Here is a 23,191-nt window from a genome sequence, read left to right as displayed (position 1 = left end):
GATGTTTGATATTATGGAACAACACAGCGAAGAAGCTGTAATTAAAGTCATCGGTGTGGGTGGTGGCGGTGGTAATGCCGTTGAACACATGGTGAGTCAAGAAATTGAAGGCGTACGTTTTATTGTTGCCAACACAGATGCTCAAGCATTACGTCGTTCGTCAGCAGATGTTACGGTACAATTGGGTACGCAGATCACTTCAGGTCTGGGCGCTGGGGCTAACCCAGAGGTGGGCCGCAATGCTGCTGAAGAAGATATTGAAGCTATCAAAAGCAGTTTACAAGGCGCTGATATGGTGTTTATCGCCGCAGGTATGGGCGGTGGCACAGGTACTGGTGCTGCACCTGTTGTTGCAAGAGTCGCCAAAGAGTTGGGGATTTTAACCGTAGCAGTTGTTACGCGCCCATTTGACCTTGAAGGCAAAAAGCGTATGGCGGCTGCAGAGCAAGGCATTTCAGAGCTATCGGAAATTGTAGATTCACTTATTACAATTCCTAACAACAAATTGCTTAAGGTTTTAGGTAAAGGTACTACACTGCTAGATGCATTCGCTAAGGCTAATGATGTTTTATATGGTGCAGTACAAGGTATCGCTGAACTAATTACTCGCTCTGGTTTAATCAATGTTGACTTTGCAGACGTAAGAACTGTTATGTCAGCAATGGGTACAGCTATGATGGGAACCGCAGCGGCAACCGGCCCTGACAGAGCGCAAGAGGCTGCTGAAGCAGCGATTTCAAGTCCTTTGTTGGAAGATGTTGATTTAACTGGTGCGAAAGGTATTCTAGTTAATATTACGGCGGGCATGGATATTACCATCGAAGAATTTGAAATTGTTGGGAACCATGTGAAAGCTTTGGCGTCTGAGAATGCAACGGTTGTTGTTGGTGCTGTTATCGATCCAGAGATGAGCGAAGAATTGCGTGTCACAGTGGTAGCAACAGGTCTAGGTAGTGATCGTCGCCCTCAGTTTGGTATCGTTAATAATGGCTTGAAGCAAGCGTCTGGTTCAGATGCTGGTACTAGTGCACAGACAAGTGCGCAAACAGATATGTATGTACCAAGCTTTACACAGCCACATGAAACAATCGATCCGGAACCGATGGTGCATGCGCAAGTGACGAAAAGAAGAGAGCCTGCTGCGCAGGAATCATCACAAACCGCACCAGCTACTGGGAAAACAGATAACAAGGAAAAAGGCGACTTTTTCGATATCCCAGCGTTTTTACGTAAGCAGTCTGATTAAGACTACGACTAAAGTTGGTTTAAAAAATAAACAAAGATTGGCATTTCCGAGTGTTTGTGATACACTCCGCCGCCATTCTGAAATTTAAGTAGGCGATTATATGATTAGACAACGTACGATTGCACAGGTCGTTAAAGCCACGGGTGTAGGATTACACAAAGGGGAAAAGGTCACGATCACTCTCCGACCTGCCGGTGTGAACACAGGTGTTGTGTTTCGCCGCGTAGATCTTGACCCAGTTGTTGATTTTGAAACAACACCTGAAGCCGTTGGTGATACGCAACTTTGTACATGTCTAACTAATAAAGATGGTGTTCGTTTATCTACCACAGAACACTTGATCGCTGCTGTTGCCGCGCTTGGCATCGACAATCTAATTGTTGAGCTTGATAGTGCAGAAGTACCAATTATGGATGGCAGTGCATTGCCATTCATTTACCTAATCCAAAAAGGTGGTATTGAAGAGCAAAATGCAGCGAAACGCTTTATTCGTCTAAAAGAAAAAGTACGTGTAGAAGACGGTGATAAGTGGGCTGAAATCGAGCCATACGACGGCTTCCATATCGACTTTGAAATTGACTTTAATCATCCAGCGATCAACGAAAGCCGTCAACGCATTGGTTTAGACATCACAGCAAAAAGTTTTACTGAGGAAATCAGTCGAGCTCGCACGTTTGGTTTTATGCGTGATATTGAATATATGCATGCGAATAACTTGGCGTTGGGTGGCAGCATGGATAACGCTGTAGTACTGGATGAATTTAAAGTACTCAATCCTGATGGCCTACGCTACAGCGATGAGTTTGTGAAACACAAAATTCTTGATTGTGTTGGCGATATGTTTATGGCTGGTCACAACATTCTTGGCAAGATAACCTGTTATAAATCAGGGCATGGATTAAACAACAAGTTGCTTAGAGAAATAATAGCGACTGAGTCAGCTTGGGAATGGGCGACGTTTGAGACTCCAGTTACGATGCCTGCACCGGGGTTAGAAGCCAGTGGCAAAACTGTCACTGCATGAGCTGATAAGTCAAAGAGATAAAAAAGTGACGCTGTAGCGTCATTTTTTTTGTTTGTTTTTCGCATGTTCAGCCAGCTTTTCTAACTTGGCTTTCAATCCCGGCGGCGCATTTTCAGCAAGCTCCATTAATTGATTTGCAGTCTGCTCACTCATTGTTCTACTCGTTTTGTAGTTCTGTTTAGGCTGCTCAATGCGGTTGGCAAGGCGCTGCTGTGCCTCAGGATTTGTGGTGATCTTTATTTGAATACAGTCGTGCAGCCCAGCTTTTCGAAACGTGCTTAACATATCCATTTTTAAGAAATTTAAGCGGGTTGCTAATGTCGCAGAGGCTGCTTCAATAACTAAAATTCCATCACGATAATGGCCAACACGACATTTTTTACTAAGAACCGGGCCAAGGCTTTGTTCTAGGCAGGTTTGTAACTCTGCAACTTGCTCCGACTTCTCGCCATACTGAGACAATTTATCGGACCAACGGCCCATTAGCTCGTTGAGCGGTTTTGGGTTATAGCGATTCTTTACCATGGTTCAATACCTCAGCGCTTGAAAAAAACAAAATGATCACCATATCAAACCTAGTTCTAAGTATCTTCGACAAGTATAACAGACCGATGTGCGAAAACGCCTACCTTTTAGATTAAATGGTATGATGACATCAATCAGCAAAGAGTTTTTGCACTCAGGACCTGCTTTGTAATAGAGTAGAACGAGAATGACCCCGGATTAGGGAAAGAATTCTTGCAATTGGCGCTGTTATAATTTGCGCAAAAGGTTTGCATGAACTGACAGTCTGGTATGATAGGGCATTATTTTAATTTCGGCAGTCACACAAAAGCAAACTCCTAAATTAGCAAACCATTGAACCGTAATTTAGGAACGCCTTTGTCGCCATTTTGGACAAGTGCGACCCAGTATAATTGAACTGGCTTTGCAGTTTGGGTCAGCCAACACAAGAGTGAAACGGTTTAAACATGTTAGCTAATATTTTTACCAAGATTTTTGGTAGTCGTAATGACCGAACCATTAAAAACTTAAGAAAAACGGTCGCTTTAATCAATGCGTTGGAAGAGCAATATAGCAATCTAAGTGATGACGAGCTAAAAGCAAAAACAGCAGAGTTCAGACAAAGAATTGAGCAAGGTAGTTCGGTCGATGACCTACTTCCAGAAGCGTTTGCTACGGTCCGTGAAGCGTCAAAGCGCGTGTTTGGTATGCGTCACTTCGATGTACAAATGATTGGTGGTATGGTGTTGCACCAAGGCCGTATTTCAGAAATGAGAACGGGTGAAGGTAAAACGTTAACAGCAACATTGCCTGCATATTTAAATGCGATATCAGGTCAGGGTGTACACGTGATTACCGTGAATGATTACTTAGCGCAACGTGATGCGGAAAACAACCGTCCTTTATTTGAGTTCTTAGGTTTAACCGTCGGCTGTAATATTCCGGGTATGATGCCACAGCAGAAGAAACAAGCTTATGCTGCCGATATTACTTACGGTACCAACAACGAGTTTGGTTTTGACTACCTTCGTGACAATATGGCATTCAGTATAGAAGAACGTGTACAACGCCCGCTTCACTATGCCATTGTGGATGAAGTTGATTCGATCTTAATCGATGAGGCGCGTACACCGCTGATCATCTCAGGACCAGCTGAAGATAGTTCACAGCTTTATGCTGAGATTAATAAAATTGTTCCTGAGTTAGTGCAACAAGAAAAAGAAGACGAAGAAGGTGTTGAAGGCGATGGTGACTACACTATCGACGAAAAAGCCAAGCAAGTGCATCTAACCGAGCGCGGTCAAATTAAAGTTGAGGAACTTCTCATTGAGCGCGGCTTGATTGAAGAAGGTGACTCACTGTATTCAGCTAATAACATCACTCTACTAAGTCATGTATATGCTGCACTTAGAGCAAACAAGTTATACCAAAAAGATGTTGATTATGTCGTCAAAGATAATGAAGTTATCATCGTTGATGAACATACCGGGCGTACAATGGAAGGCCGTCGCTGGTCAGAAGGATTGCACCAGGCTGTTGAAGCAAAAGAAGGGGTTCGTATTCAAAATGAAAACCAGACTTTGGCATCAATCACGTTCCAAAACTACTTCCGTCTATACGACAAGCTCGCGGGTATGACTGGTACAGCAGATACCGAAGCGTTTGAATTTCAGTCAATCTACGGTCTCGATACTGTTGTTATCCCAACTAACAAGCCGATGATCCGTGACGACAGAGCCGATTTAGTTTACCTAACTCAAGAAGAAAAATTTGAAGCTATTCTTGAAGATATTCGTGATTGTCAGAAACGTGGACAGCCAGTTCTAGTCGGTACCATTTCGATTGAAAGTTCAGAATACCTTTCACACTTCTTACGCAAAGAAAAAATTGATCACAACGTTCTAAACGCGAAATTCCACGCTCAAGAAGCCGATATTATCGCGGATGCGGGTCTTCCGGGTAAGGTGACGATTGCAACTAACATGGCTGGTCGTGGTACGGATATTGTACTAGGTGGTAACTGGCAATCAGAAGTTGAAAAGCTCGACAATCCATCTGAACAACAAATCGCAGATATCAAAACTGAGTGGCAAAAGCGTCATGATGCTGTTTTAGAGTCAGGTGGTTTACACATTATTGGTACTGAACGCCATGAGTCTCGTCGTATCGATAATCAGCTGCGTGGTCGTGCTGGTCGTCAAGGTGATGCAGGTTCAAGCCGTTTTTACCTGTCTATGGATGATGCACTGATGCGCATTTTTGCTGGCGAGCGTATGACCAACATGATGCGTAAGCTTGGTATGCAACGCGGTGAAGCAATCGAACATCCTTGGGTCAACCGAGCTATCGAAAATGCACAGCGTAAAGTTGAAGCACGTAACTTCGACATTCGTAAACAGCTGCTAGAGTATGACGATGTTGCTAATGACCAGCGTAAAGTTGTTTATGAGCAACGTAACGAATTGCTTGAAGAAGGCGATATTTCAGAAACAATCACCGCGATCCGCGAAGATGTATTAAATGGCACAATCGATCAATATATTCCGCCACAAAGCTTAGCCGAAATGTGGGACATCTCAGGTCTAGAAGAACGCCTGAAAAATGATTTCCATGTTGAGCTTCCAATAGCTGCTTGGCTTGCTGAAGACAACAAACTATACGAAGAAATGCTACGTGACCGTATCGTTGAAGAAGTCGCAAAGTCATATAAGCACAAAGAAGAAATGGTGGGTGCCGATGTACTTCGCCATTTCGAAAAAGCGGTTATGCTACAAAGTTTGGACCAACATTGGAAAGATCACTTGGCGGCAATGGATCACTTACGTCAGGGTATTCACCTGCGTGGTTATGCACAAAAGAATCCAAAGCAAGAATATAAGCGTGAATCGTTCGAGTTGTTCTCGCAAATGCTTGAAAACCTAAAAGCAGACGTGGTGAGTATTTTAAGTAAAGTACAAGTGCGCGCTGAAGAAGATGTAGAGAAAGTTGAAGAGCAACACCGTAAGAGCGAACAAGCTCCGCGTCAATATCAGCATGAAGAAACTCAGCAAATAGGAGGTGAAACACCTGAAGACGCTATGGTCGTTTCTCGCGTTGAACCTAAAGTCGGTCGTAATGAGCCTTGTCCTTGTCAATCGGGTAAAAAGTTTAAGCAATGCTGTGGTAAGCTTAAATAGCTGCTTAAAGTAATTAAAAAAAGCGACCGAGTGTCGCTTTTTTTAATTCTGTCTCTGTCAACTATCCAAGTAATGTCCGGGGGGGAAATGAACAAAAAAGTTGTGGAAGTGGTCGTTGGTGTGATCAAGCGAAATGATGAAGTATTTGTGTGCAAGCGTGCAGACAATCAACACCAAGGTGGGCTTTGGGAATTTCCGGGAGGAAAGGTTGAAAGCGGTGAAAGCGTTTTTGCAGCACTTTATCGAGAACTCGAAGAAGAAATCGCAATTCAGATTGCAGACTCACAAGAGCTAATGCAAATTGAACATGACTATGGTGATAAATGCGTACGCCTGTTGATCCATGTGGTGGAAACATTCAAGGGGGAACCTCATGGCGCGGAAGGGCAGCCTTCGCAGTGGGTAAAAATCCAAAAACTCGATGAGCTTGCTTTCCCTGCTGCAAACAAAATGATTATTGAGAGATTACAACAGTTCGGCGAATGACAAACTTTGTTACTAATTTTTAGGTCGGATACATAGGCATGCCTATGTTGAATTAGTACACTGATTAAGCAAAAATTCAGGGGAATTACATGAAGAAAATAACACTAACAGCGGCGAGTGTGGCTCTAGCACTTGGTTTGATCGGTTGTAGTGAGCAACCAAATACTGCTCAATCGGCTTCAAGTACTGCAAGCGACACCACAGAACACAGTCAAATCAGCCAGCCAAGCTCTGGTATTGAACTAGATAACATGGACAAATCTGTCCGTGCTCAAGATGATTTTTACTATCACGTGAATGGCAAATGGCTTGCCGAAACAAAAATTCCAGGTGATAAATCTAACTATGGTTCTTTTACTCAGCTATATGAACAATCGCAAAAAGCACTAAAAGAAGTATTAGAAAGTGCAGCACAGAATAGCGATGTAAAACCTGGAACAGAAGAACAAAAATTAGGTGCATTTTACCGCAGTTACATGAATGAATCTGCCCGTAATGAATCGGGTGTGACGCCACTTTTACCGTATCTAAAAGCAATCTCTGAAGTGAATAGCAAAGCGCAGTTGCCTGCATTATTTGCTCAGGTAAGACTGCAGGGTGGGGCTTCTCCATTTGGCTGGTATGTGAACAACGATGCCAAAAACTCAAGTGAAAATGCGTTGTATATATATCAATCCGGGTTGGGTCTTCCTGATAGAGATTTTTACCTACAGGACACTGAAAAGTTCAACACCATTCGCGGTAAATACCAAACGTATATCGAGCAGTTGTTGGTTAAACTGGGTCATGAGAATCCAGCACAAGCATCTGCCAATATTCTATCAATCGAGACACAAATTGCTGAAGCACAATGGACGCGTGTTGAGAGTCGAGATGCAACGAAGACCTATAACAAGCTCACAGTATCTCAATTCAATGAGCTAATCCCTAGTTTTGACACTGACGCTTACCTTAAAGCACTTGGTATTAACATCTCTGACTTAGTCGTTAGTCAGCCAAGTTTCTTCGAAAAGTTATCGAAAGTCATTGCAGAACACGATGTGCAAGCTTGGAAGGACTACCTAACTTTCCACTTCGCGAGTAACTATGCCGAGTTGCTAAATAAAGATTTGGTTGATTTACATTTTGATTTCTACAGCAAAACATTGCGTGGTGTAGAAGAACAAGCGCCAACTTGGAAAAAGGCAGTTGATGCCACCAATGGTGTGTTAGGTGAAATGCTCGGCAAAATCTACGTAAAAGAGTATTTCCCACCAGAAGCTAAAGCTCGCATGAAAGAGTTAGTAGACAACTTAATTAAAGGCTTTGAACTTTCTATTGACGACCTTGAGTGGATGAGCGCTGAAACCAAGGTGGCTGCAAAAGAGAAGTTAAGTAAGTTCACGCCTAAAATTGGCTATCCAGACAAATGGAAAGACTACTCAGCGTTAACGATTGACTCGGATGATCTCGTTGGAAATTATGTGCGTTACTCACGTTGGGCAAACCAAGATATGATTAATAAGCTGGGTAAGCCTGTCGATCGTTCTGAATGGTTCATGACGCCGCAGACCGTCAATGCTTACTATAATCCGGTAAATAACGAAATTGTTTTCCCAGCTGCAATTTTACAGCCGCCATTTTTTAATCTAGAAGCAGATGATGCCGTGAATTATGGTGCTATCGGCGCTGTGATTGGGCATGAATTGGGACATGGCTTTGATGATCAAGGTGCTAAATATGATGGTGATGGTAACCTACGAAACTGGTGGAGTGAGTCAGATTTACAGCAATTTGAAACGCGCGGTCAGAAGTTAGTTGAGCAATTCAATCAATTCAAGCCGTTTGAAGATGCCGCGGTTAATGGTGAGCTAACACTGGGTGAGAACATCGGTGATTTAGGTGGTCTAACCGTGGCATTCAGAGCCTATCAACTATCATTGCAAGGTGAGAAAGCACCAGTGCTTGATGGTTATACTGGTGAGCAACGCTTCTTTATGGGCTGGTCTCAAATCTGGCGCCGCAAATACCGCGATGAAGAATTACGTAATCGACTAATGACGGATTCGCATTCACCAAGTCACTATCGAGTTATTGGCGTGCTACCTAATATGCCAGAGTTTTATAAAGCCTTTGACGTGAAAGAAGGTGACAAAATGTATCTTAAGCCAGAAGACAGAGTGAAAATCTGGTAATTTTCTTCCCTCTAGAGCCTGTATTAATGTCATATGACTTAGTACAGGCTTTTTATTTTTCTGCCTCTACCCTTACCTTATTATATAGCCACTAACTACCGACACACACCAAGCTCGCCCTTTATAGCAATTGACAGGTTTACGCTGGCGCTAACCGTGTTAAAGCTTCTCATTGAGAAAATTAACTATAGGCCTAGCAGAGTTAGGTTACAGAAAAGCGGATTGGTCCCACTTTAGTGATATGCTGCGTAAATTCTAGCTGGAAATGAAACAAATTTTAACGTAGAGTTAAATGTCAGCGCTGTCATTTTGTGCTGTACTAAAACAACAATCCTAAATAATTTCGTACTTGATTGATTATTTAATGCAAAGTTCAGTTCAGGTACCCTAAGCAACAAGAAGAGTTTTATGGAAGCTACAGTGGATAAAGACCAACTCGCAAAACAAAGTGTTTGGCTCCCCATGTCACTTGCAGGCTCAATGTTTTTTATATTGGGCTGTATTACTTGGCTGAACGGAGCAATTACGCCATTTCTACAACAAATGCTGGAGCTGTCTCCGCTACAGGCATCGTTTATCATTTCTTCATTTTATATAGCGGTTACAATCGCGGGCATTCCCTCAGCAATGTTGATTAAAAGAGTCGGCTATAAGAATGGAATGGCGATTGGCTGTCTGATTATGGCGGTTTCTGCGCTGCTTTACATTCCCGCTGCGAATATGCAAATGATTGAGATATTTCTATTTGCACAATTAATGATTGGTGTTGGACAAACTGTGCTACAAACTGCGGTAAATCCTTACGTTGTAAAAATGGGATCGGAAGAGTCAGCAGCCGTTCGCGTATGTATCATGGGTTTGCTAAATAAGTCTGCTGGCGTGATTGTTCCAGTCGTATTTGCAGCGGTGGTCGTAAGTGGCGTTGTTAATGATGGCGAAGCGTTATCACAAGCACAAAAAGATGCCATGGCTGGCAGCTTGATCACACCTTACATGACAATTGCAGGCCTTATTTTCGTTTTTGCCTTGTTTGCCAAGTTCTCGCCTTTACCTGATCTCGTATTCGAAGAAGAAGCATCAACGAGTAAAGGGGAAGTTAAAGAAGCATTACGTCACCCCCATCTCGCGCTTGGCGTTATCGGTATAGCGCTTTACGTTGCTGTTGAAGTGATAGCAGCAGACACCATCGGCTCTTACGCATTGCAGTTAGGCATTGCTGATTACTCAGTAATGACCTCTTATACGATGGCTTGTATGCTTATTGGTTATGCCATTGGTATTGCACTTATCCCACGCTTTATGTCTCAACAAAATGCTTTAGTAATGTCAGCAATCGCAGGTATCATTACTGTTATGGCCGTTATCTCAGGTAGCAATGATTCGTATATCTTGTCCAACCTGTTATTAACACCTTTTGGTGGACCTGAGCTTCCAGATCCGCTATTGTGTATCGCGCTGCTGGGCTTTGCTAATGCAATGGTATGGCCTGCAATTTGGCCTTTGGCACTAGACGGACTTGGTCGTTTGACTGGTACCGCTTCAGGGTTACTTATTATGGGTATCGCAGGTGGAGCGCTAGGTCCACTGTTGATAGGTCTGGGTAATGTAGCCGGACTAGGTGCTCAAGGCGCTTACAGTTTAATGCTACCTAGCTATCTGTTTATTCTATTTTATGCATTGAAAGGGCATAAAATGAGAAGCTGGTAGTAATATAGAATTTCTATGTATGTAGAAATAATCCCGTGTGTGATGCCACCTGAATAAGGTGGCATTTTTTTTACTTTATACCAATCCGCTTAAATGTCTGATCAATTTGAGAGATAAAATCTGCTGCTAACTGAGTTAAAAGTTTCTTATATAGAACAACTAAATAGCAAAATTTTTGCTTTGCCTACACGGATGGAGGTACCTAAGCGATAGCGGTGTTATCAGCTAGCTTTTCTCGATTCGAAGTTGAACAACTAATTAGAGAATTGGTATTAAAGTTCAGTCAACGCGAATATTTTCAAGCGTTTTGCTTGGTGATGATTTTGATTTTTAATCGAGAATGATGTTTGAAACGAATAGGGGAAAAGTGGGGCGACTGATGGGACTTGAACCCACGACAACCGGAATCACAATCCAGGGCTCTACCAACTGAGCTACAGCCGCCACAATATGAGTTGCACACCTCGTTCGGTGTGGCGCGCATAATACAAAAGTTTTCGTAAAATGCAAAGCGAAAAATGAATAAATTGCCAAAAAACAAAATATTCATATAAAATTCCAGCATAAAGCGCAGGTTCATATATCCTATGTACGATCCGCTTGGCAAAATGCGCTGATATTAATGAGTTTTTGGTGGTAGCGAAGAAGTATCCGGCGCAAATTTTTCGTTGCGGTGGTGTAAAGTGTGGCCGAACTGGTTTGAATTTAGACAAATAAAATTAGAAAGTAGGGGATGAGTATGGAAGCGGTAATGAATTGGTTGTCAGATAACTCAGATTTGATAATGCATTATGGTTTACAAGGCCTTATTGCACTTGTGATTTTTTTCGTGGGCATCAAAGTCTCACGCCTATGTTCGAAATTGACAGAAAAGGCATTCGCCAAAAGACAAGTGGATAAAGCGGTTGGCGCTTTTGTTGCGAATATCATTTACGCCATTGTATTTGCCGCGACTTTACTCATGGCGCTTTCTCAAGTTGGAATTGAAACCACCTCATTTATCGCCATTTTGGGTGCTGCCGGTTTGGCAGTAGGTCTTGCGCTACAGGGCTCGCTGTCTAATTTTGCTTCGGGTGTTTTAATCATCATACTGCGTCCATTTAAGTCTGGTGACTATATCGAGGCAGGTGGACGAGCAGGCAGTGTTCAAAAAATCGAGATCTTCTCTACCGAATTAAAGACTCCAGATAACAAAGTAATTATCATGCCTAATTCTGCGATTATGTCTGGCGCGATAGTTAACTATTCTCGTGAGAAAACACGCCGTATTGACTTAGTGATTGGTGTATCATACGAGGCAGACCTCCGAGAAGCCAAAGAAGTGTTAAAGTCGGTGCTGGATAATGAATCTAGAATTTTAAAAGATCCAAGCTACACAGTGGCGGTTCTTGAACTAGCAGACTCTAGTGTCAACTTTGTGGTTCGCCCTTGGGTCAATACATCAGAATACTGGCCGACTTACTTTGCCTTAGTTGAAAACATCAAGATTGCTCTAGATGATGCTGGTATTGGTATTCCATTCCCGCAAATGGATGTTCATCTTCACAAAGATTAAAACTCAGTTTATTAAAATATAGGTTCAAATGTAATGAAACTTAAGCTTTTAGCCATCAGTGTGTTAGCCACTTTGAGTACGGTTGCGATTGCTGATGAAGCACAGTCATCAAAGGTAAAAAAAACTTGGGATGTAACCAGTGAGTTAGGTGCGATTATCACCAGTGGTAATACAGAAACTACGACTTTAAAAGGTGGTATCAAAGCCAAACATAACCTGACCAGCTGGCATAATGAATATAAGCTAGACGGTATCTTCAAAGAAGATGAAATTGAAAATGATGCAGGTCAGCGTATAAAAGAGCGTACCAACGAGAAATACTCAGCATCGGTGCAAGGCAATTACAAAATTAATGAGGATCATAGCCACCTATTTGTGTTCGGCTCTTATGTTTCTGATTATTTTGGTGCGTACCGCAGTGAAACGGTACTTTCAGTTGGTTATGGGCGTCGTTTGCTTGAACGTGAAAATATGTACTTGAATGCGCAAATCGGTCCTGGTGTGAAACGTTTTGAGCATCAAAATGATAGTACAGCTGTCGACGACAATGGTAACCCGCTTGCAGGCGAATCAGAAAACGAAGTGATCGGTGTTGGTAAACTGGATTTTGAGTGGCAAATATCAGACAACGCTCGTTTTACACAACTTGTTGCGGTTGAATATGGTGATACAAACACTAAAACCACTTCTGAGTCAGCTCTGCTCACCAAGATAAACGGTTCCTTACAGATGAAAGTAGCTTATAACATAATCCATAACTCTGAAGTAGCTGATGGCAAGGAAAACACAGATACAGAAACAGCACTGACCCTAGTTTACAGTTTCTAACATCTTTCCTCTTAAGGGCGTGTTTACGCCCTTTTATTTCATACAAACTCAGGTAGAATGCTTGCTGGTTTATAAAATCTATAACGGAAGAGATTTACGTGAAGTTCTTTAGATTACTGCTCCTTTCAATACTCATATTAACATCCCATCAGTCGTATTCGGTTACGCCTAGCAAACAGCAGATGGAACAATTTAAAAAGCTTCCTAAAGCGCAACAAGAGGCGCTTGCCAAACGTTACGGTATTGATTTGAAGTCTTTGGAAGGTAATTCAGAAGACCTTGACGATGAAGGCCTGATGGAACAAACCATTTTTCCTCGAGATAAGAAAAACAAAGAAGATGGAGAGGAAGAAACACTCGAAGATAAATTCAAGCCAAAGTTAGAAGAACTTGAGCCTTTCGGGTACGAATTATTTGCAGGTGAACCCACCACTTTCAATCCGACAGAGTTGGCTGCTATTCCAGACACTTATTTGCTAGGTATAGGCGATAAAGTAAAAATAAACCTATACGGTAAAACCAACGAAGAACATGAAGTACAAATCGACCGTCAAGGTCGTCTTGCCATCCCAAACCTTTCACCAATCCATGTGATCGGCCTGTCATTCAAAGAGTTAAAAGCGCTTGTTAGCGCAAAAATTTCGGAAGAAATGATAGGTGTTCAAGCCTTTGTTTCTATGGGGGAGTTGAACCCAATTAGAATTATGGTTGTGGGTGAGGCTTATAAACCAGGTAGTTACACTGTTTCACCACTAGCGACGGTTACACATGCGCTGTTTGCATCGGGTGGCGTCAGTGATAACGGCTCGTTAAGACGTATCCAAGTTAAGCGTGCGGGTGAGTTAGTAACCACATTTGATTTATATGATTTACTGCTATTTGGTGATAGCTCTAATGACGTGGTATTAAAGCCTGGGGATGTCGTATTTATTCCCCCTGCTGAGAAAAAAATAACGGTTGCTGGTGAGGTCAATCGTAAAGCTATCTTTGAGTTAAAAGATTCTGACTCTCTAGAAAGCGTTTTGGCAATGAGCGGTGGTTTTAAGGCAAACGCGAATAAAAATAAAGTAGTCGTGTCTCGTTATAATGGGGATGGAAGACGTATTACGCTTAACTTTAATTTTGCTGGAAATAGTAAATATCAACCTCAAAACGGTGATGAGATCACAGTTAACGCGGCATCGACACGTTTACAAAATACGGTGACGGTGATTGGGGCGGTTACCAACCCAGGTCACTACGAGTGGCAGCAAGGTAAAAAACTAACTGATGTGTTCAGTGCACCAAGAGAAGATTTATTATCCATTGCCGACTTTGGCTATTCCCTTATCATTCGCGAAGTAAATTTTGAGGGCGATATAGAAATTCACCAGTTTTCTCTTGAAGATATTTTTAATAAGAAATCAGCAGATATAGAGCTGCAATCAAATGATACTATTGTAGTTTTCAGTCGTTACCAGCTACATAAAGAAGAAACCCAACTACTTGAAGACATGGCTTATAGCGAAGAACAACTGAAGCTGCGTGAGAATGTGAAGCTGTGGGAAAATTTTGAGCGTGATGAGTTTCTGAAATTTATCGGGTTAAAGGAATACGATTTTTTTGAAGTTGAAGAAGAGGAAGAAGTCGAGCTTATTACCAGTATCGATGCCCTTTTTGAAGCGCAAGAAGAAGCGGAAGAAGATGACTATGCCGTCTTTAGCCGCCATAAATTGTTGGCTCCAATATTGGCAAAGCTGAAAAGGCAAGCAACCCCTACCAACCCAGCAAAGCTTTTTGCCGTAAACGGGCAGATTAAATTCCCTGGTGTTTATCCATTACCAGAAAATTCAAACTTTAAAGATGCTGTTAAGGCGGGCGGTGGCTTTCTAGAAGCAGCTTTCATCGAACAAGTTGAACTGACCCGTGTGGTTTATGATGGTGGGAAGCAAGTTGAGCATATTCAGTTCAATGGTTTGAATGAATTGCAAACACCCACTATCGAGTTAACTAGTAAAGACACGGTGAACATTTTCCCTAAACCAAATTGGCAAGAGCGTTTGCAAGTGAAAGTGGTTGGTGAAGTTAAGTTTCCTGGTACTTACATCATAAGACGTGGTGAAACGCTTGAAAGTTTGCTTGAAAGGGTTGGAGGATTAAATACGTTTGCTCATAAAGATGCTGCGATTTTTACGCGTGAATCCATTAGACGTAAAGAAACTTCTCAAATTCAGCGCCTTACTCAGGATTTAAGAAGAGAAATTATCACCAACAGCTTCCAAAAAAGTGAGACTTCTAACACTAGCTTACCATATGAAGATATGGATAAAATCTTAAAAGACTTATCTCGTGTTGAAGCCCTTGGTCGTTTGGTTATTGACTTAGATAAGCGCTCGACTTTGACAATGCAGCTCGAAGATGGAGATGCGTTGTACATCCCAGCATTGCAAGATTCGGTCAGTGTTATCGGTGAAGTTAACCTTGCAGCTACGCATTTGTATGATCCTGCAAAGTCAGTAGATGATTACATCAAAGCGAGCGGTGGGCTTAAACAAAAAGCCGATGATGAGCGGATTTATGTTATTAAGGCAAATGGTTCGGTTGAACTGCCAACTTCAGGTTCTTGGTTTGCTGTGCAGCAGTCAACGCAGCTTGAGCCCGGTGACACCGTTGTAGTACCGCTGGACTCTCAGCATATTGATACATTGACCTTGTGGAGCACCGCAACTCAAATCATGTATCAGCTCGGTTTAACAGCCGCTTCTATTGCTAAAGTTATTGAGTAAGGGTGACACAATGCAGTTAAGTGAAACCGACATCATCAAAAAAAATGAAATAGAACTGACCGAAGTGCTTTCAGCACTTTGGAAAGGTAAATGGATAATAGTCTTGCTCTCTGCCATATTTGCAGTTGCGAGTGTCTTTATTGCTTTATCAATACCGAATACCTACAAAGCATCGGTAATGCTCTCACCCGTAGAGGATACTGATGGCGGGATGTTGTCTAATCTTAAATCAGAATTTGGTGGTTTGGCTGCGATGGCGGGTGTAAACCTCGGTGGAGCCAAAAGCAACAAGTCAGCGCTGGCGCTTCAGGTGATGCAGAGTAGAGCTTTCTTAAATGGCTTTATTGAAAAATATAACTTGAAGCCGCAAATAATGGCTACTGAGGGCTGGGATTTAGCAACTAATACGCTAATCTATAAACCGAATGTCTATGATACTCAACAGAAAAAGTGGATTCGTGATGTTGACGTACCGTTTAAACCAGAGCCAGACGTACAAGAAGTGTACGAGTTTTTCACCTCAAATAATCTAACCGTTGTTGAGGAAAAAGAGAAAGGCTTGGTAACGGTACTGATCACTCACTACTCGCCACATCTTGCGAAACAAATGGCAGATAATATTGTTAGCGAAATCAATGACTATATGAAATCGGAAGCAATTACAGAAGCTGAGGTAAAAATTGAATATTTAAAGCAAGCCTTGGCGGAGACGTCGGTCGCGGATATGCAGAAGATATTTTATCAGCTGATTGAGCAGCAAGAGCAAAACAAAATGCTAGCACAAACTCAATCTCAGTATGTTTTTAAAATTATCGACCCAGCAATTCTGCCAATTAAGAAGGCTGGACCGAAAAGAGCTTTGATATGTTTGGGGATCACCTTTTTAGGAGCCCTACTGGCAATGGGATTCGTGTTGTTCCGCTACTTTGTTCTTAACAGGCGCTAAGTTTTATAGCAAAGAAGTTGTTAAATAGTGTTATTGCTAATTTAGTTTCAGTAAGAATTTAAGTACAATGGCGCGTTGATTTAGGTAATAGATGGAATCATGTGGATCTTTATGGTCATTTTCTTTGCATTTTTAGCATCGTATTGTTCGATTTTTATGATTAAGCCCGTTGCTGAGCACTTTGGTTTAGTCGATGTACCATGTAGTCGAAAAAAGCATGTAGGGTCTATTCCACTGATTGGCGGTGTTTCAATTTTCGTTGCCGTCTTAGTCTCAATAATTATATTTATTCCGCTAGAAAAGCGTTTGGTCGTGTACTTAATTTGTGCAGCCGCCATAGTGTTACTTGGTGTTATAGATGACTATAAGCAATTGGGTGTAAAAATACGCTTATGTGTTCAAACCGTAGTTGCACTCATTATGATGTGGGGATCAGACGCGTATATCCATAATTTGGGTAATTTATTTGGGCTCGGTGAAATTGAGCTAGGATTGTTCGGTATTCCTTTTACTATTATTGCTGTGATAGCTGCGATTAACGCTTTCAATATGATCGATGGTATTGACGGATTAGCAGGGGCTATGAGTATTACCACATTTGCTGCCATTTTGTCGCTAATGGCAATCAATGGTGGTCAACTAACGGTTCTTCCTCTAATCATTATCGCAACAATAGTACCTTATTTGGCATTTAATCTAGGTGTGTTAGGGCACAAGAATAAGAAGATTTTTATGGGAGATGCTGGCTCAATGTTTATCGGATTGAGCGTGATCTGGTTATTGATGATTTCAACTCAATCAGATTTAAACAACGCGTTTAGTCCAGTAACTGCGCTGTGGATCATAGCAATTCCGTTGATGGATATGATGGCAATCATCATTCGCCGAATCAAAAAAGGCCAGTCGCCATTTACAGCAGACAGAGACCATCTACATCATGTATTTATGCGTATCGGATTTAGCTCAAGAAAAGCGCTTATCAGCATAACTATTTTTTCAATCATTCTCGCCGCAATAGGTGTATCAGGAGAGTTGCTCGGTATCCCTGAGTGGTTTATGCTAGTTTCATTTATAGGTATTTTTATTGTCTATTCCATGTGTATTCAACATGCTTGGAAAGTGGCCAGATTTTTAAGAAGATACGTGTTTAACAAAAAAAGAATTCAAGAGAAAACTAATTATGAGTTGTAATATCAATAGGAAAACCGTAAGACATAACCAACAAGGCTTTACCATGATGGAGCTGTTGATAGTTATTGTTATTTTGGGGTTACTTATGTCCCTGGTTGCACCTGACTTTTTTAAAAAGTTAAGTTCTTCAGAAAGAAAAATTGCCGCTGGACAGATGTCGTCGTTTGAAACTGCTATTGATATGTATCGACTTGATGTGGGTAATTATCCTAAAACTCTCCAAGAGCTTAGAGTCAGTGATATTGCTCGCTGGGATGGCCCGTATTTACCAAAAGATTTACCGATGGATCCATGGGGAAATGCCTATGTTTATAAAGTACCAGGGGAAAATGGCGCTCCATATCTTTTAAAGTCTCTAGGAGCGGACGGCAAAGAAGGCGGTGAAGAAGCTAACGCAGACATAGTGCATAAGTAGTTTATGGAAATGAATCAATTATTGCTTGAGCGCTTTGATGTTAGCTCAGCAGACTTAGATAAGGCTTTATCTTATCAATCTAGATTCGGTGGTCGAATAGAGCAAGTTTTGGTTAATATGGGGAGTTTACCAGAAGACCAGCTTATCGATTTATATGCTGAGTATTTGGATTTACCTCTATTGACCAGCGAAATGCTCGATGAGTTTGATTTAGAGTCTGTTGTTAGCTTTCCGAGTTTAGATGAATGTGTAGAACATAGCTGGATACCATTGCGTAGAGCTAATGATTGCTGGATTTTTGCTGTTGCAGATCCATTACATCCCTCGATGAACGATTTTCTATGCTCAAACAATATTAAGTCACGGATAGTCTTAGCTTCGCCCGCTGATATTGCTTTACTTGCCTCAAAGCTCGGTAGTTCGCAAGAATTTGAGGAAAGCCACTTTGATGATGAAGAAGAAAAACTGAAGGAACTGGCGACAGAAGCACCCACTGTAAACCTTTTAAACTCATTAATCAGTAGAGCCTTGCGAGCTGGTGCTTCGGACATGCACTTAGAACCATACGAAGGGCGATATAGGGCTAGGTTTAGGGTAGATGGTGTATTACATGACGTTGAATCTATACCTGCGAATAAACAGCTCCCAATTGTTACTAGATTAAAAATTCTTTCAGGTATGGATATAGCTGAGAGAAGACGACCTCAAGATGGCAAAATTGAAATGAAAATTGCTAATCAAGAGGTCGATATTCGAGTCTCAGCCCTTCCATTAAATGATGGCGAATCTATCGTAATGCGCTTTCTCAGAAAGGAAAGTGTTCGATACGAAATGTCGGTACTTGGCTTATCGGAAGATATAGAAAGTTGTATACGGCAAGATATTAAGAAAACCGCTGGAGTCGTTTTACTTACTGGTCCAACAGGTTCGGGTAAAACAACCACACTTTATACTTTTTTAAACGCGTTGAATAATGATGATGTCAAAATTATAACGCTAGAAGATCCTGTTGAGTACCAATTAGAGGGGATCAACCAAGTTCAAGTGAACAGTGAGATTGGTTTCGATTTTGCTGCGGGTTTAAGATCTGTAGTACGTCAAGATCCTGATGTGATTATGTTGGGTGAAATACGTGATAAAGAAACCGCGCAAATAGCACTACAGTCAGCGTTGACTGGGCATCTCGTTTTTTCGACAGTGCATACCAACGATGCAGCAAGCGCGTACACTCGATTACTGGATTTAGGTGTTGAAGAGTTTTTATTGAATGCGGCTTTAGTTTCGGTTGTAGCTCAACGATTGGCCAGAAAAGTATGTAGCAAATGCTCGCAGCCCCACCCAAATAGTGATGAACTCATTAGGCAGTATGATCTCCAAAATATTGCTAAGAAATTTGCTGTTAAAAATATTAACCTACAGCAGGGCCACGGATGTGAAGCGTGTACACATTCTGGTTTTAAAGGCAGGTTAGCTATCACAGAATATTTGGCATGTGATGATGCAATAAAAGCGATACCTAAAGATGCTGAGTTCATTCAAAAGGCTAAAGCGCATAATACAGACATTAACCGTCGTACATTGCTCGAAGACGGCCTATACAAAGCAATCCTCGGCCAGACAACAATTGATGAAGTTATGAGGGTAGCGGGTTAATATGCCAACCTTTAACTATAAAGCTTATGACTCTGCTGGAGGAAAATGCGATGGACAGATTGATGCAGAGGATGTGAGTGCCGCACATAGCATGCTAGAAAAGCAAGGTTTGCTGCCTATCCAGTTGCTTGAAATAAAGACCAGTAAAAACCGAGTGAGTTTGTTTTCTGACCAAATCAGTTTGGCTGACCTTGAATTCGTAACATCAGAGTTAAGCTTATTGCTAGCCACAGGGATTCGAATTGACAAAGGGTTAGACATAATTCGCAAGTCTAAAGCCAAACCTGCTTTAGCCAAATTGCTCGGTGATTTGAGTCAAAGCTTAAAAAAAGGTAGCAGTTTGTCTCAAGCTTGCAGACAACATCCAAAAGTATTTGATGATTTGTACTGTAATCTTATTGAATTAGGCGAAGCTTCAGGCGATCTTGCCGGTACCTTTTCAGGTTTATCTGAAGATTTAAAATTTAAGCGGGACTTGATTAAAAGAGTGGTAAGTGCAGTCACTTACCCTCTTGTTATCTTCTTTGTTTGTCTGCTTAGTATCATTTTTATTTTTAACGTCATTATTCCAAAAATGGCGGACATGTTTGCAAATATAGAACAACTGCCTTGGTATACACAAGCTATGCTAGGGGTCAGCAGCTGGTTTAATGATAACCAGAATATATTACTGTTGGCACTAGTATCTAGCTTGGTAATAGGTGTAGTTGCAAGTAGGAATGACTCAGTCAGATCTTGGTGGCACCGTGTTGTGCTGCGACTTCCTGTAATGGGAACGGCAGTTAGGACAGTAGAGCGTATCAGGTTCAACACCGGATTGAGCTTAATGCTCAAAGCCGGGGTTCCAATTGACCGAGCTTTAGAGCTTGCGGCAGGAAATGTCCGTAACCAGCAGCTTTTTTCTGAACTAGAGATCGCTCGAAAAAAAGTAAAACGTGGTAGCCAATTGACTCCGGCATTAAAGCAATCTTCCATATATCCCTCTTTTTATATTTCCTTACTTGAGGTGGGCGAAGAATCTGGAAAATTAGAAATAGTATTTAATGAAGTGGCTAGTCGCTCTAGGCAAGATTTTGAAACTTGGACCACCCGCATTACTTCATTACTTGAACCTCTTATGATACTTTTTATGGGGGTTTTTGTAGGGGGAGTCGTGGTTGTTATGATGCTGAGTATGATTTCCCTCAATGATGTGGGCTTTTAATGGTTAAACAGGTTAAAGCCTTTACTATGATTGAATTGTTAATTGTATTGACGATTATGGGCCTGATCATGTCATTAGTTGCCCCTTTGTCTCTAAAAGCAATTAATCGTTCGGACGCTAAAATGGAATTGGTTGAAGCAAAAAACTGGGTTAGAAATCAGGCTAACCGTGCATTCACCCAACAACGCGACTACTTGGTAGTATTTGACAAAAATAAAGGAAGTATCTTCCATAATCAGGCTGAAGTTGCAACGATGCACTTTGACTATTTAACATTTCCACACCAGCAGCTAATAATAAACAGATTTGGTGTTTCATCGCAAAATACAATTTCAGCCAACTACCAACAGCAATCGTTAAACATTGAGTTACAAAGCGATGACGCGCTCTAAAAAAGGCTTTACACTGGTTGAGTTACTGGTTTCAGTAGTCATATTGTTAACGGTAATAACAACTGTTTCAATGATCTATAGAGGTGCTTTCATCAGTTCAGAAAAAGCCTCTACGTATATTCAATTTTCTTCATCGATGACAGGAATACTTGATTTAGTTAGGTATGATATCCGTAACTCTCCATTTGAACGCTCGGCCTTGCAGGGCAGCGGCACTAATGGCAAAGTTTCATACTCATGGAGCGCATCTCAAATCAAAGAGAAAAGCTATCCGGCTCCTGTTGTACCTGGTGAATTTGGCTTTGCGCAAGGTGCACTTAATAGGTACAAGTTATGGCTTGTCACGCTCAACGTTGAAGCGCAAGGTATTACACGTCAATATCAGTTTAGAGAGGTAAATTGGCGTGATAGGTAAACAGCAGGGTTTTACACTAGTTGAATTATTAATTGCTTTAACACTTTTGAGTTTGGTAATGACGACTGGCACTTATGCTTACTTCCAGTTTGCCAGCCGCTGGGATAAGGAGTTGGGAGATTTCCAACAGCAAGCCAAACTAGCTAAAGCGACCGCTCAGCTCGATCAAGTTCTTAAAGGTATCGTGCCTTATGTCGTTCGAAACGCACAAGGAGAACCTAGTTTTATGTTTACAGGATCAGAATCCAGATTGTTAGGTGTGACAAAAAATGGTCTCAACCACGGTGGCCCAGAAGTATTTCGACTGGTCATCCAGGTTCAAGGAGAGCGCTCAAGATTAGTCTATCAATCTGCTGCATTGTCTACATTGATGCTCACCTCTACTGAACAAAATATAGATTTCGGTACTAGCAAAGTCATCTTGAACGATATAAAAGAAGCATCTTTTAGTTATTTAGGCTGGCGAGACTTAACGTTAAAATCTAGCCGCATACCGGGTTCTAAACCACAATGGTTTGCGCAATATAATGCACTTGAAAGGAAACTGACACCAGAACACATTAAACTGCAAATTGACAACTCATCTTTGCTGGCGACGTTGGATAAAGAACCAGAGCGTTGGAGAAGTCACTTTATTGAGGGTGGGAGCCTTTGATGCAAAAGGGGATTGCGTTATTGCAGGTGTTGTTGATTACCGCGGTGTTAAGCTTATTGGCCTTGTTCATTACAAAAACAGCAAGGCAGCAAGTGGCGATTGCGAGTGCGTTTGACGATAGAGCACTTGCATTAGTGAAAAGCTATGATGCAGAAGCATCGGTACTATTCGCGTTGCTGACAGAGTTTAAATTACCAACAACTTCAATTACAGAAGCATCATCTGATCTGGTTAGCAATTGGAACTTTTATGGTAAGCCAATTTCACTCTCTGAAGACACCCAGATCACACTACAAGATCTAAGAGGGCTGTTGAATTTAAAGTACCCAAATGAGACACTGTGGCATGATGTATTGACGCGGCAAGGTCTTAGCGACTATGATTCCCGGCTGTTATTAAGTCAATTGCAAGATTGGCAAGACACGGACCATATATCGAGGCACTCGATGACAGAGCCTGAATACAAAAATGGAGTGATTCAAGTGTGGTCTGAGCTAGAACATTTAAACTTGGATGAGCCAATCAGGCGTTTTATAGAAATGAATAGCACCATGTTCAGGCTGAGTATTTTTAACCCTATGACATCACCGGATACGCTTATTAGAGCGATGTATGAGCCAAGTATTGCAGAAGAAATAATTAGAATGCGTGACACAAATACATTAACCCCCAAACTTTTTTCGGCTTATACAGGTGTGAAAGAAAGTACCAGTCTTTTTTTGTTTCCGTCTAACAATTTTAAAATGACACTTGAAACACAGGTCGGCGAAGCTCGGATACATCGAACACTACATTATCTGCTCAAGCCCAGAAACTCACAACCTGTCAACTTAGTAGCTTCTGAAGGTTAATAAT

19 protein-coding genes and 1 tRNA gene are annotated in these 23,191 nt (G+C 41.6%); 18 read left to right on the top strand and 2 right to left on the bottom strand.

The genetic code is table 11. The annotated features are described in order from the left end of the window. The first annotated feature begins 1 nt into the window (after position 1). On the top strand, positions 2 to 1,246 hold the full coding sequence (gene ftsZ, locus ACSLBF_RS15245) for a cell division protein FtsZ (RefSeq protein ID WP_440054212.1): 1,245 nt from the start codon (positions 2 to 4) through the stop codon (positions 1,244 to 1,246). A 100-nt stretch (positions 1,247 to 1,346) separates the two neighbouring features. Next, positions 1,347 to 2,270 (top strand): UDP-3-O-acyl-N-acetylglucosamine deacetylase, encoded by a 924-nt coding sequence (lpxC, locus tag ACSLBF_RS15240; protein ID WP_440054211.1) that lies wholly within the window; start codon positions 1,347 to 1,349, stop codon positions 2,268 to 2,270. A gap of 39 nt (positions 2,271 to 2,309) precedes the next feature. Here lpxC and ACSLBF_RS15235 read toward each other — a convergent pair whose 3' ends face one another. Continuing rightward, the gene (locus ACSLBF_RS15235; protein WP_440054210.1) at positions 2,310 to 2,795 is read right to left on the bottom strand and encodes a DUF721 domain-containing protein; all 486 of its coding nucleotides are present in this window, start codon (positions 2,793 to 2,795) and stop codon (positions 2,310 to 2,312) included. 446 nt (positions 2,796 to 3,241) lie between these two features. Between ACSLBF_RS15235 and secA the strand changes: the two genes are divergently transcribed. The 4 genes from secA to nagP all read left to right on the top strand — a co-directional run bounded on the left by secA (position 3,242) and on the right by nagP (position 10,317). After that, complete coding sequence (secA, locus tag ACSLBF_RS15230; RefSeq protein WP_440054209.1) at positions 3,242 to 5,950, top strand: preprotein translocase subunit SecA; 2,709 nt, start codon at positions 3,242 to 3,244, stop codon at positions 5,948 to 5,950. An 87-nt stretch (positions 5,951 to 6,037) separates the two neighbouring features. After that, the gene (gene mutT / locus ACSLBF_RS15225) at positions 6,038 to 6,436 is read left to right on the top strand and encodes an 8-oxo-dGTP diphosphatase MutT (protein ID WP_440054208.1); all 399 of its coding nucleotides are present in this window, start codon (positions 6,038 to 6,040) and stop codon (positions 6,434 to 6,436) included. 89 nt (positions 6,437 to 6,525) lie between these two features. Then, the gene (locus tag ACSLBF_RS15220) at positions 6,526 to 8,610 is read left to right on the top strand and encodes a M13 family metallopeptidase (protein WP_440054207.1); all 2,085 of its coding nucleotides are present in this window, start codon (positions 6,526 to 6,528) and stop codon (positions 8,608 to 8,610) included. A 408-nt stretch (positions 8,611 to 9,018) separates the two neighbouring features. Beyond that, a complete protein-coding gene (gene nagP / locus ACSLBF_RS15215; RefSeq protein ID WP_440054206.1) occupies positions 9,019 to 10,317 on the top strand; it encodes an N-acetylglucosamine MFS transporter NagP in 1,299 nt (432 codons plus the stop codon). A gap of 368 nt (positions 10,318 to 10,685) precedes the next feature. On the opposite strand, the gene ACSLBF_RS15210 is transcribed toward nagP, so the two are convergent. Then, positions 10,686 to 10,761: transfer RNA gene (locus ACSLBF_RS15210), tRNA-His, on the bottom strand. A 295-nt stretch (positions 10,762 to 11,056) separates the two neighbouring features. On the opposite strand from ACSLBF_RS15210, the gene ACSLBF_RS15205 reads away from it, so the two are divergent. From ACSLBF_RS15205 to ACSLBF_RS15150, 12 genes are all read left to right on the top strand, one after another. After that, positions 11,057 to 11,872, top strand: a complete 816-nt coding sequence (locus ACSLBF_RS15205; RefSeq protein ID WP_440054205.1) for a mechanosensitive ion channel family protein — start codon at positions 11,057 to 11,059, stop codon at positions 11,870 to 11,872. A gap of 33 nt (positions 11,873 to 11,905) precedes the next feature. Beyond that, on the top strand, positions 11,906 to 12,700 hold the full coding sequence (locus ACSLBF_RS15200; protein ID WP_440054204.1) for a DUF481 domain-containing protein: 795 nt from the start codon (positions 11,906 to 11,908) through the stop codon (positions 12,698 to 12,700). Positions 12,701 to 12,798: 98 nt separating this feature from the next. Beyond that, positions 12,799 to 15,465, top strand: a complete 2,667-nt coding sequence (locus ACSLBF_RS15195; RefSeq protein ID WP_440054203.1) for an SLBB domain-containing protein — start codon at positions 12,799 to 12,801, stop codon at positions 15,463 to 15,465. Between the two features lie 10 nt (positions 15,466 to 15,475). Further along, positions 15,476 to 16,411 (top strand): Wzz/FepE/Etk N-terminal domain-containing protein, encoded by a 936-nt coding sequence (locus ACSLBF_RS15190; RefSeq protein WP_440054202.1) that lies wholly within the window; start codon positions 15,476 to 15,478, stop codon positions 16,409 to 16,411. 111 nt (positions 16,412 to 16,522) lie between these two features. Continuing rightward, on the top strand, positions 16,523 to 17,602 hold the full coding sequence (wecA, locus tag ACSLBF_RS15185) for a UDP-N-acetylglucosamine--undecaprenyl-phosphate N-acetylglucosaminephosphotransferase (protein ID WP_440054201.1): 1,080 nt from the start codon (positions 16,523 to 16,525) through the stop codon (positions 17,600 to 17,602). Then, complete coding sequence (gene gspG / locus ACSLBF_RS15180) at positions 17,592 to 18,017, top strand: type II secretion system major pseudopilin GspG (RefSeq protein ID WP_440054200.1); 426 nt, start codon at positions 17,592 to 17,594, stop codon at positions 18,015 to 18,017. The genes wecA and gspG overlap by 11 nt, the downstream gene beginning before the upstream one ends. A 3-nt stretch (positions 18,018 to 18,020) precedes the next feature. Further along, positions 18,021 to 19,670 (top strand): GspE/PulE family protein, encoded by a 1,650-nt coding sequence (locus ACSLBF_RS15175; protein WP_440054199.1) that lies wholly within the window; start codon positions 18,021 to 18,023, stop codon positions 19,668 to 19,670. A gap of 1 nt (position 19,671) precedes the next feature. Next, positions 19,672 to 20,874, top strand: a complete 1,203-nt coding sequence (locus ACSLBF_RS15170; RefSeq protein ID WP_440054198.1) for a type II secretion system F family protein — start codon at positions 19,672 to 19,674, stop codon at positions 20,872 to 20,874. 26 nt (positions 20,875 to 20,900) lie between these two features. After that, the gene (locus ACSLBF_RS15165) at positions 20,901 to 21,266 is read left to right on the top strand and encodes a type II secretion system protein (protein ID WP_440054197.1); all 366 of its coding nucleotides are present in this window, start codon (positions 20,901 to 20,903) and stop codon (positions 21,264 to 21,266) included. Then, positions 21,253 to 21,681, top strand: coding sequence for a PilW family protein (locus tag ACSLBF_RS15160; RefSeq protein WP_440054196.1), 429 nt, complete (start codon positions 21,253 to 21,255; stop codon positions 21,679 to 21,681). Before ACSLBF_RS15165 ends, ACSLBF_RS15160 begins: the two co-directional genes overlap by 14 nt. After that, positions 21,671 to 22,336, top strand: coding sequence for a prepilin-type N-terminal cleavage/methylation domain-containing protein (locus ACSLBF_RS15155; RefSeq protein WP_440054195.1), 666 nt, complete (start codon positions 21,671 to 21,673; stop codon positions 22,334 to 22,336). The genes ACSLBF_RS15160 and ACSLBF_RS15155 overlap by 11 nt, the downstream gene beginning before the upstream one ends. Further along, positions 22,336 to 23,187 (top strand): hypothetical protein, encoded by an 852-nt coding sequence (locus ACSLBF_RS15150; RefSeq protein WP_440054194.1) that lies wholly within the window; start codon positions 22,336 to 22,338, stop codon positions 23,185 to 23,187. Before ACSLBF_RS15155 ends, ACSLBF_RS15150 begins: the two co-directional genes overlap by 1 nt. The last annotated feature ends 4 nt before the right edge of the window (positions 23,188 to 23,191 follow it).

It is taken from the genome of Pseudoalteromonas sp. T1lg65 (assembly GCF_051930985.1).
In the GTDB taxonomy this organism is placed as follows: domain Bacteria; phylum Pseudomonadota; class Gammaproteobacteria; order Enterobacterales; family Alteromonadaceae; genus Pseudoalteromonas.
Note: the sequence above shows the minus strand (reverse complement) of the source record. Positions and strands in the feature narration are given on the sequence as shown.